Annotated in this window: 16 protein-coding genes and 1 tRNA gene; 2 read left to right on the top strand and 15 right to left on the bottom strand. The window is 30.2% G+C overall.

Features of this window, described 5'->3' with window-relative positions; all coding sequences use genetic code 11:
• Positions 1-2: 2 nt before the first annotated feature.
• The 13 genes from E2O22_RS04325 to E2O22_RS04390 form a co-directional block, all read right to left on the bottom strand.
• Positions 3-578: a hypothetical protein gene (locus E2O22_RS04325; RefSeq protein ID WP_133319391.1), complete on the bottom strand. Its 576-nt coding sequence runs from the start codon at positions 576-578 to the stop codon at positions 3-5.
• A gap of 100 nt (positions 579-678) precedes the next feature.
• Positions 679-891 (bottom strand): DUF4006 family protein, encoded by a 213-nt coding sequence (locus E2O22_RS04335; RefSeq protein ID WP_133319393.1) that lies wholly within the window; start codon positions 889-891, stop codon positions 679-681.
• The gene (gene ccoP, locus E2O22_RS04340; protein WP_133319394.1) at positions 891-1,769 is read right to left on the bottom strand and encodes a cytochrome-c oxidase, cbb3-type subunit III; all 879 of its coding nucleotides are present in this window, start codon (positions 1,767-1,769) and stop codon (positions 891-893) included. Before ccoP ends, E2O22_RS04335 begins: the two co-directional genes overlap by 1 nt.
• The gene (locus E2O22_RS04345) at positions 1,769-1,972 is read right to left on the bottom strand and encodes a cytochrome c oxidase, cbb3-type, CcoQ subunit (protein ID WP_133319395.1); all 204 of its coding nucleotides are present in this window, start codon (positions 1,970-1,972) and stop codon (positions 1,769-1,771) included. Before E2O22_RS04345 ends, ccoP begins: the two co-directional genes overlap by 1 nt.
• A gap of 8 nt (positions 1,973-1,980) precedes the next feature.
• Positions 1,981-2,646 carry a cytochrome-c oxidase, cbb3-type subunit II gene (gene ccoO, locus E2O22_RS04350; protein ID WP_133319396.1) on the bottom strand — a complete coding sequence of 222 codons (666 nt, stop codon included), beginning with the start codon at positions 2,644-2,646 and terminating at the stop codon, positions 1,981-1,983.
• Between the two features lie 11 nt (positions 2,647-2,657).
• Positions 2,658-4,124 carry a cytochrome-c oxidase, cbb3-type subunit I gene (gene ccoN, locus E2O22_RS04355; protein ID WP_039617631.1) on the bottom strand — a complete coding sequence of 489 codons (1,467 nt, stop codon included), beginning with the start codon at positions 4,122-4,124 and terminating at the stop codon, positions 2,658-2,660.
• 108 nt (positions 4,125-4,232) lie between these two features.
• Positions 4,233-4,895, bottom strand: coding sequence for a sulfite exporter TauE/SafE family protein (locus tag E2O22_RS04360; protein WP_133319397.1), 663 nt, complete (start codon positions 4,893-4,895; stop codon positions 4,233-4,235).
• The gene (gene carA / locus E2O22_RS04365; protein WP_133319398.1) at positions 4,892-6,010 is read right to left on the bottom strand and encodes a glutamine-hydrolyzing carbamoyl-phosphate synthase small subunit; all 1,119 of its coding nucleotides are present in this window, start codon (positions 6,008-6,010) and stop codon (positions 4,892-4,894) included. Before carA ends, E2O22_RS04360 begins: the two co-directional genes overlap by 4 nt.
• The gene (locus E2O22_RS04370) at positions 6,007-6,558 is read right to left on the bottom strand and encodes a DUF507 family protein (RefSeq protein ID WP_133319399.1); all 552 of its coding nucleotides are present in this window, start codon (positions 6,556-6,558) and stop codon (positions 6,007-6,009) included. Before E2O22_RS04370 ends, carA begins: the two co-directional genes overlap by 4 nt.
• 63 nt (positions 6,559-6,621) lie before the next feature.
• Positions 6,622-7,140: a MotE family protein gene (locus E2O22_RS04375; protein WP_165955271.1), complete on the bottom strand. Its 519-nt coding sequence runs from the start codon at positions 7,138-7,140 to the stop codon at positions 6,622-6,624.
• A complete protein-coding gene (locus E2O22_RS04380; RefSeq protein ID WP_133319401.1) occupies positions 7,137-7,556 on the bottom strand; it encodes a flagellar FliJ family protein in 420 nt (139 codons plus the stop codon). The genes E2O22_RS04375 and E2O22_RS04380 overlap by 4 nt, the downstream gene beginning before the upstream one ends.
• Positions 7,553-8,803 (bottom strand): adenylosuccinate synthase, encoded by a 1,251-nt coding sequence (locus E2O22_RS04385; RefSeq protein ID WP_133319402.1) that lies wholly within the window; start codon positions 8,801-8,803, stop codon positions 7,553-7,555. Before E2O22_RS04385 ends, E2O22_RS04380 begins: the two co-directional genes overlap by 4 nt.
• A gap of 26 nt (positions 8,804-8,829) precedes the next feature.
• Positions 8,830-8,927, bottom strand: a tRNA-Sec gene (locus E2O22_RS04390).
• 155 nt (positions 8,928-9,082) lie between these two features.
• Here E2O22_RS04390 and yedE point away from each other — a divergent pair.
• Together yedE and yedF are read left to right on the top strand one after the other, a co-directional pair.
• Positions 9,083-10,291: a selenium metabolism membrane protein YedE/FdhT gene (yedE, locus tag E2O22_RS04395; RefSeq protein WP_133319403.1), complete on the top strand. Its 1,209-nt coding sequence runs from the start codon at positions 9,083-9,085 to the stop codon at positions 10,289-10,291.
• Positions 10,288-10,515: a sulfurtransferase-like selenium metabolism protein YedF gene (gene yedF / locus E2O22_RS04400; RefSeq protein ID WP_133319404.1), complete on the top strand. Its 228-nt coding sequence runs from the start codon at positions 10,288-10,290 to the stop codon at positions 10,513-10,515. Before yedE ends, yedF begins: the two co-directional genes overlap by 4 nt.
• Positions 10,516-10,535: 20 nt before the next feature.
• Here yedF and E2O22_RS04405 read toward each other — a convergent pair whose 3' ends face one another.
• Positions 10,536-11,663 (bottom strand): mandelate racemase/muconate lactonizing enzyme family protein, encoded by a 1,128-nt coding sequence (locus E2O22_RS04405; protein WP_133319405.1) that lies wholly within the window; start codon positions 11,661-11,663, stop codon positions 10,536-10,538.
• Positions 11,644-13,161: a BCCT family transporter gene (locus E2O22_RS04410; RefSeq protein WP_133319406.1), complete on the bottom strand. Its 1,518-nt coding sequence runs from the start codon at positions 13,159-13,161 to the stop codon at positions 11,644-11,646. The genes E2O22_RS04405 and E2O22_RS04410 overlap by 20 nt, the downstream gene beginning before the upstream one ends.
• Between the last annotated feature and the right edge of the window lie 248 nt (positions 13,162-13,409).

Genomic DNA, 13,409 nt, shown 5'->3' on the forward strand with positions numbered 1-13,409 from the left:
TTTTATTTTCTCCTTTTGATTTTTCTTTGAACTAGCATTAAAATTGCAACACATAAAAATCCATAGATTAAAATTCTCATGATATTTAAAGTATCACGATTTGAATTTCCATAAAAAGGTTTTATATTAAAATAATTTGCTACTTGATCGGCTATATCTGCATAACCATTTAAAATAGCTGCATTATAAATATCTTTTTGTTTAGGATTTGCAAGTATAGGTAAAATTGTTCCTTTTTCAGGATAAGGACTCAAAACACCTTCTTTATCAAAAAAAGCCAAAGCATCATCGCTTGCAAGTATATCTACCTTATGTGAAGCTTTAGAAAATACAAGTAAAATATATGGCTTACTTAAATTAGCTTCATAATTTTTTAAACTTTCAAAATCTTTTTTATCACTTAATGCTAAAGCGATATTTACTCCAGTTAATTCATAAATTTGTCCAGAACTTGTAGTGATATTTTGTTCTATCGCAGTGTTTAAGATATTATCATTTAATAATATTTCAGCATGTAAAAAATTAGCAAAACAAATAAAAATGGCGGCTAAAAAACCGCCTTTAAATATATTTTTCATCCTATAAAAAGATGATTTGCAGTTAAAACCGACCAAGCAGTGATTCCAGCCGCTACAACTAAACCGGCTATGATTAAATATTCAAGAACTTTTGCCATAATCATTCCTTTATAATGATATGTTCTTCTCTTTTAGAGTCAAACATTTTAATTTGTTCTGCATTTTCTATTTTATAAGGTTTTTGCATAACATCTTGTTGTGTTTTTAGACCCAAAATAGTTAATCCTGCTAAAATCGATAATAATAAAATAGTTGCTATTAACATTCCGCTAACGCCTGAAAGTGAAAATACACATCTGTTTGAATTTTCCATTATTCGCCCCTTGAAAGAGAAATCACATATTCGCCAACTGCTTCTTTTTGAAGCTCATTTAACAAGCCATTGTTAAAATGAGGCATTACACCTATACTACCTGCTTTACCACGATTTAAAACATCTACTACAAATTCTGCACTACCATATTTTGTTAAATCTGGAGCCACTAATTGACCATCAATAGTTCCTTTTCCATCTTCACCATGACATACTGTACAAGTGACAAATAATTCTTTTCCTTTTGCTACAAGTTGAGGATTTTCAGTTTTTTTAATTGCTGAAATTTCAGAAGCAACATAAGCAGCAATTGCAGGAATATCAGCTTCATCTATACCATTATCTGCTGCACTTAACATCTCACCCATAGGATAATTTAAGCCCTTAGAACCTTTAGTAATTACTTCTATAAGTCCCTCTTCTGAACCCCAAACATTAAGATTTTGAGCTTTTCCATTGATACCATCACCTGTAATACCATGACAAGAAGAGCATTGAACTAAAAAGATATTTTTACCCATTTCTTGCTTATCTTCATTGCTTAAATTTGCAAATTTTTGTGCAAATTTCTCATTATGCGCTTGTACTTCTTTATTATATTGACCAATTTGAGAATAACTATTTAAAGGATACCCCCAAAGAAAATACCATATACACCATACTATAGCTAAGAAAAATACCACAGCCCAGCCAAGTGGTATAGGATTTTTATATTCACCTATACCATCCCAACTATGTTCACTTAGCTCACCCTGACTTTTTTCTTCTTTCATACTTTTAAACAATTTTCCTACCACAACAAGCGTAATCAATATGATAAGAATTGCTCCAATAAAAGATAATAAATTAACATTATCTTGTAAGTTCAACCATTGCATTAAGCACTCCTTTTATTTTGCTCTAAAACACGATCGCCAATTTCATCATGTAATGCTAAATCAGCATATTTTTCATAGTTTCTTCTACCTGTTTTTTCAGATCTATACAAATGAAACCAATAAGAATACAAAACTACCACTAAGAATACTACAAGGGCAAAAAAGCCATAAGCTTGCAACTCTCTTATTAGTTCTAAATCCATAATTTTTCCTATTTCAAGCTATTAAGATACGCAATCAAAGCGACAATTTCTCTAATTTCACCTCTAGCAAACGCATCTTTAACATCTTGATTTTTCATTTGATCTACTATAACTTGGGCTTCTGCTTTAACTTCTGCTTGAGCTTCTTCCCAAGTACCAAGTTTTGTACCATTTTCAACATCATAAGGAACATTGAAAACTTTTTTTACAGTTAGTGCCTCTGCATAAGCTGTTTCTATATTTGCATTATTGCTAAACATATGTTTGTAAGCTGGCATAATAGAACCAGGAACAACTGAAACTGGATCCCACATGTGATTTTCATGCCAATCTGTAGTTCTAAAATTACCTATACGCAATAAATCAGGTCCAGTTCTTTTTGAACCCCATAAAAATGGTCTATCATAAGCATATTCACCGCTAACTGAATACATACCATAACGATCTGTTTCTGATTTAAAAGGACGAATAAGTTGTGAATGACATGCATTGCAACTTTCTTTAATATAAGCATGGCGTCCTGCAAGTTGTAAAACCGTATAAGGCTTTTTACCTTCAATTGGTCTTGCATTTTGAGCAAAATCAGGTAAAACTTCCACAATACCTGCATATGCGATCACTATAAATACTGCCACAGCAAAAAAGAATGGATTTTTTTCTAACCAACTAAACATATTTTTCCTCCTTATGCTGCCATAGGTGAAGCACTTTTTGGCTCTTTATCAAGCACTCTACCCACTGAAATTGATTTATAAATATTATAAACAAACATGAAAAATCCTACTAAGTACAACAAGCCACCTACAGCTCTAATCCAATAATAAGGAATAATAGCTTCAACGGTATCAATGAAAGTATAAAGTAAGTTACCATACTCATCTGTAGCTCTCCACATCATACCCTGAGTAATACCTGCTATCCACATAGAACTAAAGTACAATACTATACCTGTAGTTTGGATCCAAAATTGAGCTTCCATTAGCGATTTACTATATAATTCTCTTTTAAACATTCTAGGCACCATGTGATAAAGCGCAGCCATAGTCATAAAGCCAACCCAACCTAAAGTACCATCATGAACATGTCCTGGAATCCAATCTGTAAAGTGTGCTAATGCATTAACTGATTTAATAGAAAGAATAGGACCTTCCAAAGTTGAGAACATATAGAAAGTTGAAGCTAAAATCATAAATTTGATTAATGGGCTTTCTCTTAATTGACTCCACTCACCTTTCATAGTAAGTAAGATATTAATTGCTGAACCCCAAGAAGGTAAAATAAGAACAATTGAAAAAACTGAACCCATAGTTTGCATCCAATCAGGCACTGTAGAATAAATCAAGTGGTGTCCACCTGCCCATAAATAAACAAACATTAAGCCCCAAAATGCAAATAAAGATAATTTGTATGAGAAAATTGGTTGTCCACTTTCTTTTGGTAGAAAATAATAAATTTGAGCGATAATACCAACAGTGAATACAAATGCAACTGCATTGTGTCCATACCACCATTGAACTAATGCATCGTTTGTCCCTGCATACATAGAAACACTATGCCACCAATCACCCATTCCACTCACAAAATAAGTAGGCACAGCCATATTGTTAAATAAATAAAGCATTGCTATACCTAGGAAAGTAGCTATATAATACCAAAGTGAAACATATAAAGTTTTTTCACGGCGAATTCCAATAAGCCCAAAAATACTTACACCCCATAAAACCCAAACTAAAACTACCAATATATCAAGTGGCCATTCAAGCTCTGCGTATTCCTTTGAAGTGCTAACACCTGCAAACAAAGTAATAACAGCTATAATCATAGTGATCATGTAAAGCCAAAAATGCAATTTACCAATGAACATTAAAAAGCTTGATTCTGCCATACTAACTTTTAGCACACGCTGACCAATATAATACCAAGTAGCCCAAATTCCTGAGAGCATAAAACCAAAAATTACACCTGAAGTGTGCAATGGTCTAAGTCTTGAAAAAGTACCATACTCACCGGCTAAATAATTTAAATCTGGATAAGCCATCTGAAAGGCAATAAGCGTTCCAATAGCCATACCAATAACACCAAACAATAAGGTAGCAAACATAAAATATTTAGCAACCGTATAGTCATAGTTTAATGCATTTCCTGGGTGCATTTCCTCTCCTTAAGTTTTTTTCTGCAATTATGCGATCTTTATATTATACGATACTTAATATCTTTTTTAGCTTAAACTATGTCTAATTATTTATTATTTATTAATAAATTATCGCGTAAAAACAAAGCCTATATAAGAAAAATACACACCATAACAAAAAATTAAAATATAGGAAATTAAACTAGCTATTTTTTGAAATTTTTCATTTAATGTTTTAGAAAAATACGCAAGAAATATCAATGCTGGTAAAGTTGAAAAACCAAAAACAAGCATAATTAAAGCCGATAAATACACACTTTGCACACTCATTCCAAAGGCTATATAAAAATACACCAAACCACAAGGCACAAAGCCATTTAAAAATCCTAAAAAAAGAGTACTCTTGAAAGATTTTTGTTGAATCAATCTAGAGATGTTTTTTTTAATTACGCATTCAAAAAATAAAGAATTTTCAAAAAAACTTAGAAATTTTCCTTTAAAAATCAAAGCAAGTGCTAATGTTATCATAAAAATTCCAATTATAAAAAACATTATGCCTTTTGAAAATTCACTAAATGAAAGCAAACTTCCAAAAACTCCAAAAAATATACCCAAGCAAACATAAGCAAAAATTCGAGATAGATGATATGAGAAAATTAAAAGAAAAAAAGGGAGTTTAATTTGCTTTGAAAGCTGAGTATAAGCTAAAACAAAACCTCCGCACATTCCATAACAATGCCCAAAACTAGAAAGAAAAGCTATACTTGCTAAAGCAATAAAATCTAAACTCACAAAAGCTCTAAAAATTCTTTAAAAATATACTTGCTCTCATGTGGTCCTGAAGAACTTTCTGGGTGATGTTGCACCGATATAATAGGATAATTTTTATATCTCACACCCTCTACATTATCACCAAACAAATTTCTATGAGTAATAGTTGCAACCTCTGCTATTTCTTCAGGAATATTATAATTATGATTTTGTGCTGTAATTTCTACTGTGTTATTAGTAAGGTTAATAACAGGATGATTTGCTCCATGTTGGCCGAATTTCATTTTATAAGTTTCATAACCAAAAGCATTACTTAAAAGTTGATGTCCCAAACAAATACCAAGCATAGGAATTTTAGCTTCTGCTAGTTTTTTAATCTCTGCGATTTCATCTTTTAAAATTTTTGGCTCACCTGGTCCATTGGATAAAAATACACCATGAATTTTACCTTTTTGATATAAATCAATCAAATCTTTTGCCTTGGTATTATAAGGAAAAACCTCCACCTCAAGTCCAACACTTACAAGCTCATTTAAAATATTTTCTTTTACACCATAATCAATCACAGCTACTTTTTTACCATTTGCTTTTACATTCTCATAAGCTTTGTTGCTATGATCCCAAGCACCTTTACTATGTTTATAAGAGCTTTTAGTGCTAACCTGTGCTACATAATTTACCTCATCAATTTTAGCACTAGAAAGAAGCATTTTTTTAAGCTCTTCTTTGTCCTTAATTTCAGTAGATATTACCGCTCTCAAATTTCCTTGATCTCTGATCATTTTAACTAAAAATCTAGTATCAATTTCACAAAGCCCTATTTTTTCATGCTTTTTCAAATAAGCACTTAAAGAATCATTGGCTCTAAAATTAGAATAATCTTCATTTAATTCTCTTATAATCATTCCGCTAGCAAATACATCTTTACTTTCATTATCTTCATCATTAATACCAACTATACCAATTTCTGGCATTGAAAATACTACAAACTGACCTGCATATGATGGATCAGAAATAATTTCTTGATAGCCTGTTAAAGAAGTATTAAAAACAAGCTCTCCAAAAAAAGTTCCACTTTGTCCAAAAGCCTTTGCGCTTAAAAAAACATCATTCTCTATATAAATATATGCTTTCATAAAAGTCCCTTTTTTCTAAGCTCTTCTTGATATAGCTTTTCAAATACCAATTCATATTCTTCAGAACCTGGAATAAGTTTTCTTTTATAATTTGAAATTTTTTCATAGACTAAATCTTCTAAATTTTCATACTCTTTTAAATAAGACATAATACTTGAAAAAATGAGATTTTTCACGCGATTTTCTGATACATTGTAGTTTATCAAATCTTCTTCCACTAAATTTTCTAAAATTTTATGAGAAAGATTATTGTATCTATCTTCACTATCAAGCATAAATTTAAACTCATTTGCTAGTTTTTTCTTAATCATCCAAAACATACTTTTTCTATCTATTTGCATAAACTCAATTTCATCTTCTTGGCTTTCTAAAATTTCTTTTGCTTTTTCATCAAGTTTACGCTCATTTAAAACATCTATTTCTATAATTTCTTTTGCTGTTTTTAAAAGTTTTTGACTATCATCTTTAATTTTAACAAAAGAAGAATGCATTAAATCAAGTATTATTTTATTTGCTATATAAGGTATATGAGCTGGTTTGATACGCATTTATTCACCTTTTTATTTTTATTTTGAAATAATACTAAAAAAAAGGTAAAAACTGCTTAAAACTTACTGCGAACTTGCATTTTGATCTAAATTTTTCAAAAGTAGTGTTAAATCGGAAGCTTTTTTTGGATCCATCTTGGCCATAATGGATGAAATTTTTCTAGGGTCTAGCGAAAGTAGAATTTTTGAAGCCTCATCCGGTTCCATTTCGCTTAATATACCTGCTACAGCCACATCTTTCATTTTAGCATAAATTTCTGTGATACGCCCCATAGTTTTATCATTAATAACTTGAAGATTTTGTTTAGTCGCTTCTAATATACGCTCATTTTGCTCTTTTAAACTTTTTATTTGCTCTAAACTTGCATTAACATCAGCTTCTTTTTGCTCCAAAGCTTGCATTTTTTCTTTTTGCAAAGCTTCAAAAGAAGCTCTATAAGCCTCTAAACTTTGTCTTGCTTCATCATATTCTCTAATTTGCTCTTGCATTTGCTCTTTTCTTGCTTCAAAATACTGCTCGCAATTTTGCTGTGCATTTACAAAATTTAAGAAAATCAATAAAAATATTATTTTTTTCATCATTTATCCTTATTAAAATGTCTTGTTATAGCAAGTTCATCTATAAATTTTTCTTCTTCTTTTTGTAAGGCTTTTTGGATTTTTTTTAATTCTTCATTTTCTAAAACCTTAATTTTTTCAAATTCCAAATGAGCCTTTTTGTATAAATGTTGATGATGTGCAAGTTCTTTTTTAGTTAGGTCTAATTTTTGTTTAATTCTTTGCTTACCCTCTCTTGCAATCTCTTGCATTTTTAAAGACGATCTTAACAAAGCCACCGAACCTTTATCAGCCAAAGTCAAGCTTTCGCATGTTTTTAAAGCTTCTTTAAATTCTTCTTCACACAACAAAAGCTTTTGTCTTGTTCTAGTCAAATTTGCCTCTGCTTTATCAAGCTGTTGTTTTCTAAGCTTAATCACAGAAGAATATTTGCTTTTCATAAAATGATGGTATCTTCTCTTTCAGGACTTGTGGAGATATAACCTACTCTAACGCCACTTAATTCTTCCAAACGCTTAATGTATTTTTTAGCATTTTCAGGTAGCAAATCATAATCTCTAATCCCTGCAACTTTATCCCAACCTTCCATTACTTCATAAATAGGCTTAGCGTTTTCTAAATCACAAGGTACATAGTCTATTTCTTGTCCTTTATATTCATATGCTTTACAGATTTTAACACTTTCAAAACCATCTAATACATCAAGTTTCATTAATGATAAAGTATCTAAGCCATTTAATCTTGCAGTATATCTTACCGCAACCGCATCAAACCAACCACATCTTCTTTTTCTACCTGTGCTTACTCCGATTTCTTTACCAATAAGTCCTATTTTTTCACCATCTTCACCTAAATCCTCACTTGGAAAAGCTCCATTTCCCACTCTTGTTGTGTAAGCTTTTACTATGCCTATAACTTTTCCAATTTCTTTTGGATTTAATCCCAAACCACTTAAAGCTCCAGCTGAAATAGTCGTTGAACTAGTTACATAAGGATAAGTTCCATGATCAATATCAAGCATAGAACCTTGCGCGCCTTCTAACAATACTTTTTTATCCTCATCTAAAGCTTTCCAAAGCATTCTTGTAGTATCTGTAATATATGGCGCTAGCACTTCTTTAAAGCGTTTTAAATCTTTTAAAATTTCATCATAACTAGGCATTGCAATACCTAAAACATCAAAATAAGTTTTTTTAAGTTCAAAATCTTTCATTAAATTTTCACAAAGTTTTTCAGGCTCTAGCAATTCCCCTACTCTATGTCCATTACGACTTATTTTATCTTCATAGCTTGGCCCTATGCCTTTGCCTGTTGTTCCTATAGCTTTATCGCCTTTAAGTCTTTCTCTTGCTTGATCAATCAAAGCATGATGATTTAAATTTAAATGAGCTCTATCGCTTATAAATAATCTTCCTTCTAAATTTTCAAATTGAGCCATTTCACTAATTAATACATCAGGATTAACTACAACTCCATTACCTATAACATTAATACATTGCTTATTTAAAACACCTGATGGCATTAAATGTAAAGCATATCTTATACCATCAACCCATATAGTGTGACCTGCATTATGTCCACCTGCGCTTCTGCAAACATAATCATAATTTTCACATAGTTTATCAACTATCTTACCCTTACCTTCATCACCCCATTGGATACCAACGACAATATCTGCTTTACTCATAAAAAAACTCCATTTTGACTTAAATTTGGCGAGAAGGTGAGAGAATCGAACTCCCCAAAAAGTAGTCAACTACCCTTTCATCTGATTTGAAGTCAGTGGCCATCACCAGATAAGCTAACCTTCCAAAAATGATATTATATCTTAATATTTTTAATTGAAACAAAAATTAAACATATGAAATTATAAGCGCGTAAAAATACTTTGAAATATTATATTTTTTAGTTATAATGTTTGTTTTTCAGTGTCAAGTTTTGACAATTACAATTTTTGGATATATCAATGCATTCTTTCAAACAATCTTTTTTTATAAATTTTTGGGATAATTCCAAAGGCATGATTATACTTGGAATTTTAAGTGCTATTTATTTTGGAATTTTTGGCAGTGTTTGGGCTGTTACAGGTGAAATGACACGCTGGGGTGGAGAAATTTTAGAATTTTTTGGTATGGATTTAAGCTCCTACACTTACTACCAAAAGCAAAATTTAAGTGGCAGTCCCTTAACAAGAATTGATGGTATCATGCTCATAGGTATGTTTATAGGATGCTTAGTAGCTGCATTTTTAGCAAATAAATTTAAATGGCGTTTGCCTGCTAGCAAAATTCGAATTTTTCAAGCTATTATAGGAGGAATTTTATCAGGCTTTGGTGCAAGACTTGCTTTTGGTTGTAATTTAGCAAATTTCTTTACAGGTTTACCTTATTTTTCTTTACATACTTGGGTTTTTACTTTATTTATGATTTTAGGAATTTATCTAGGTGTTAAGGTTTGCAATCTTGCCTTATTTAAGCCAAAAGCAAAGTTACAACGCGTTTGCAAAGAAAATCAAAAATTAAAAACACAAAATAAAATTTCAAAAATATATTTTTACATAGGACTTGGTGTATTTATAATTTTTATAATTTATGTTGTATTTATACTACAAAAACAAAATATTGATATTAAAAACAAAGAAAGTTTTTTTCCTTTAGCGTTAATATTTGGTTTTGTTTTTGGTTTTATCATTTCTAGGGCTCAAATTTGCTTCACTTCTTGCTTTAGAGATTTATTTTTATTTGGTAGAGACAATGCTATAAAAGGCGCTTTAATAGGTATGATCATAGCTTGTTTAATAGCTTTTGCTTTTATATTACAAGGGCATACTAGTAAAGTAATAGAAATATCACCAAACCTTGCTATAGGTGCTTTTTTATTTGGATTTGGAATAGTTTTTGCCGGAGGATGCGAGTGTGGTTGGATGTATAGAGCTTGCGAGGGACAAAGTCATTTTATTATAGTGGGTATTGCCAATATCATCGGTACTATGATCTTAGCTTTAAATTATGATCATTTCCCAAAAATACTAACAAATGGTATAAAAATTCATCTTTTAAATGATTTTAGTTATTTTAATGGCTTATTAATCAATTTAGCTTTGTTTGCTATTTTATTTTTGTTTGTTTTAAAATTTAAAAGATTATTCTTCCAACACAACAAAGGAAAATTATGATTATTCATTATAGTTTAAATTTAGAAGGTGAGGCATGCCCATATCCTGCTATAGCTACCATTGATGCATTAAAAGAATTAAAATCAGGTGAAGTCTTAGAAATTTTATGTGATTGCCCACAAAGTATTAATTCTATACCTCAAGATGCGAAAAATCGCGGATTTGAAATTTTAGAGATAGATCAAGATGGACCAACGCTTAGATTTTTAATTCAAAAACCTTAAAATTAGATTTGAGTATTTACTCAAATCTTTATATTTATACGATATTTTTCTATTAAATTTTCATCCAATATCACTCCTATACCCACAGCATCATTGACTTCAACTATACCATCTTTGCAAGGGATTAAATTTTTCACCAAATGAGTAAAAAGCACACTTGTTGATTGAGAATACTCTATCAAATTACAATATTTAGTACTTGCTAGAAACTGCACCGTAGCAGCAAGTAAAATTCCTGTAGAAAAACCATGCGGGACTAAATCACAACCATATTTTAAAGATATTTTTTCAATTTCTAACATAGTGTCAAAACCACCGCATCTAGTAATATCAGGTTGCACAATAGAAACTTTTGACTTTTTAATAAAATTTTCAAACTCATTTAGCGTGTAAAAACTCTCTCCACCCGTAATCTTACAAGGTAAGTGTTCGCTAAGTCTTGCATAATCATAAAAATTATTTGCACTAACTGGTTCTTCTATCCACTCTAAGTTATATTCTTCAATTTCCAAAAATCTTTCTCTTGCATAAGAAAAATTTTTCCAAAGCCCTACTAAGTCAATACTAAGTTTAATATCATCACCCACTGCACCTCTAATATTCTTGATAATCTCTTTATCAGCTAATGCATTATTACCAAAGCCTGCACCACCAAATTTTAATAGTTTAAAACCTTCTTCTTTTAAGTATTTTACTCTAGAAATATTTTCTTCCATATTTTCACTCGGAATAAAAGTAGCGTATGCATTTAAAAAGTCTTTTCTTTTTCCACCAAGTATAGTAGCTACACTTACACCATAAATTTTTCCAAGTAAATCATATAAAGCAATATTTATTGCACTTAAAGCACAAATTAATGCTCCGCTAAGTCCATAATACGCACTTCCCTCAATCAAATCATCCATAATCTTCTTAATATTTCTTGGATCTTGTCCTATTAAAATTTCACTTAAATTTCTGCAAGATCCATGAGTACTAGGTTGCTCAAACATTATCTTTAAAACTGCCGCAGCACTATCACTTTCTCCTATTCCATAAAGATTATTATCTGTATAAATTCTTAATATAAAGGCATCTTCACCCCACTCACAAGACTCATCAAAAGTTTTTGTCCTTAACCATATAGGTTCAACCTTTGTAATTTTCATTATCCATCCTTTTTATCCATTTAATAAGCCCATAAAAGCTAATAGCAAGTATTACCAAAAAAGGAGCAGCACTCAAAACAACTGCAACTTTTAAGGTATTTAAATCTGCATTTATATAAAGCATTGCTAGAGGAATTAATCCAAGCATAATACACCAAAAAACTTTTAAATATTTACTAGGATTTTCACTATCTATTTTTGTGCTTACACAAGAAATAGTAAATGCAGTAGCATCCATATGAGAAGCCAAAAATACCATCATAAGCAGGAAATAAAAAAGAGCAAAAATAGTACCAAATGGTAGTGTTTTTACCAATGCTACCACTCCAGCTTCTCCAGCATTTGAACTAATAAAATTTGGAACATCTAAGATTCCACTTTGAAAAATATCTATTGCATATGAACTCAAAACTCCAAAGAAAAACCAAGTCCCAATACATCCACCCACAATAAGACCAAAAATTACTTGACGAATGGTCCTTCCTTTAGAAATTTTTGTCACAAAAATACTAACAGCAGGAGTGTAAGTAATCCAATAAAGCCAATAAAAAACTGTCCAATCAGAATTAAAGCTACTTACACCAGTAATATCATTATATAAGCTCATTGAAACATAATTACTAAAAAATACCCCTATACTATTTATTATATTATTTAATATAAATACACTATCTCCTAAAATAAATACCAATATTGCAAACACAAAACACAAGATACAAGATATTTTAGCAAGTTTTGCCATACCACTTGATAATCCAACAAAACTAGAAAAGGTAAAAACAGCTGTAACAATAGCTAAAAGAATAAATTTTAAATAAAAACCATCATTAATATCAAAAATTCCAGAAAGTCCAGCACTAATTGTAATTATAGAAAGGGTTGTAGTAAGCACAAGTCCACCAAAAGTACTAAATAAAAACACAACATCGATGATTTTATCAAGCACTATATTTTGATTAATATGCAAGATATTTGCTATTAAACTTGAAATTTTTAAATTTTTATTTTTAAAAATATAAAAATGAAAACACATTGCAATAGAACTTAAAGCATATACAGCCCAAGGCGTAATACCCCAATGCAAATACACAAAAGAAGTTGCACTTCTTAAAGCTTCTGTAGATTTTGGAGTAATATTTAATCCAGGTGCTAAATAATAATATGCCCATTCCATAAATGCCCAATACATAGTAGCAGATCCAAGTCCTGCACAAATAAACATAAAAATCCAAGCAGTATTTGAATAAGGATTTATCCCATCGCCTAATTTAATATTACCTATTTTAGAAAAAGCCAAGTAGAAAATAAAAACTACACAAATAAACTCAAAAAGTTGAACAAATGAGCCAAACATATGTGTAAGCTTGCTAAAAAGAAAATTTGCTACTTCTAAAGCTTTACTAGGATTTATAAGTAAAATTACAATCACCATAAAAACCGCCAAAATAGATGTCACTATCAAAAATAAATCATAAGTTTTTTGATTATTTTTTTGCATAAATCTCCTTTTTGTTTCAAGTAGTAAATATATAGTATTTTCTTATTTTAAAATAAAACTTAAAGAAACTTTTATCATAAATGCATTAAAAGCCATACCTTAGTATTTGCAAATATTTTTTACTATAATAAAAAATTATTTAATCAATAAATTATTGCTACTAAAATACACAAATAAATAATGTTATTTCTCAAAATACAAAAATATTTAAAAAAATATCTTACATTGAAATTAAACACAAAAAAAGG

It is taken from the genome of Campylobacter lari (assembly GCF_004357905.1).
GTDB lineage: Bacteria > Campylobacterota > Campylobacteria > Campylobacterales > Campylobacteraceae > Campylobacter_D > Campylobacter_D lari_D.

Coding starts and splice junctions, on each gene's coding strand:
- E2O22_RS04375 (WP_165955271.1), bottom strand. CDS start 7,140: ATGATGAAAAAAATAATATTTTTATTGATTTTCTTAAATTTTGTAAAT.
- carA (WP_133319398.1), bottom strand. CDS start 6,010: ATGAAAGCATATATTTATATAGAGAATGATGTTTTTTTAAGCGCAAAG.
- E2O22_RS04325 (WP_133319391.1), bottom strand. CDS start 578: ATGAAAAATATATTTAAAGGCGGTTTTTTAGCCGCCATTTTTATTTGT.
- E2O22_RS04345 (WP_133319395.1), bottom strand. CDS start 1,972: ATGGATTTAGAACTAATAAGAGAGTTGCAAGCTTATGGCTTTTTTGCC.
- E2O22_RS04410 (WP_133319406.1), bottom strand. CDS start 13,161: ATGCAAAAAAATAATCAAAAAACTTATGATTTATTTTTGATAGTGACA.
- E2O22_RS04385 (WP_133319402.1), bottom strand. CDS start 8,803: ATGAGTAAAGCAGATATTGTCGTTGGTATCCAATGGGGTGATGAAGGT.
- yedE (WP_133319403.1), top strand. CDS start 9,083: ATGCATTCTTTCAAACAATCTTTTTTTATAAATTTTTGGGATAATTCC.
- ccoO (WP_133319396.1), bottom strand. CDS start 2,646: ATGTTTAGTTGGTTAGAAAAAAATCCATTCTTTTTTGCTGTGGCAGTA.
- E2O22_RS04380 (WP_133319401.1), bottom strand. CDS start 7,556: ATGAAAAGCAAATATTCTTCTGTGATTAAGCTTAGAAAACAACAGCTT.
- E2O22_RS04405 (WP_133319405.1), bottom strand. CDS start 11,663: ATGAAAATTACAAAGGTTGAACCTATATGGTTAAGGACAAAAACTTTT.
- ccoN (WP_039617631.1), bottom strand. CDS start 4,124: ATGCACCCAGGAAATGCATTAAACTATGACTATACGGTTGCTAAATAT.
- E2O22_RS04370 (WP_133319399.1), bottom strand. CDS start 6,558: ATGCGTATCAAACCAGCTCATATACCTTATATAGCAAATAAAATAATA.
- yedF (WP_133319404.1), top strand. CDS start 10,288: ATGATTATTCATTATAGTTTAAATTTAGAAGGTGAGGCATGCCCATAT.
- E2O22_RS04335 (WP_133319393.1), bottom strand. CDS start 891: ATGGAAAATTCAAACAGATGTGTATTTTCACTTTCAGGCGTTAGCGGA.
- ccoP (WP_133319394.1), bottom strand. CDS start 1,769: ATGCAATGGTTGAACTTACAAGATAATGTTAATTTATTATCTTTTATT.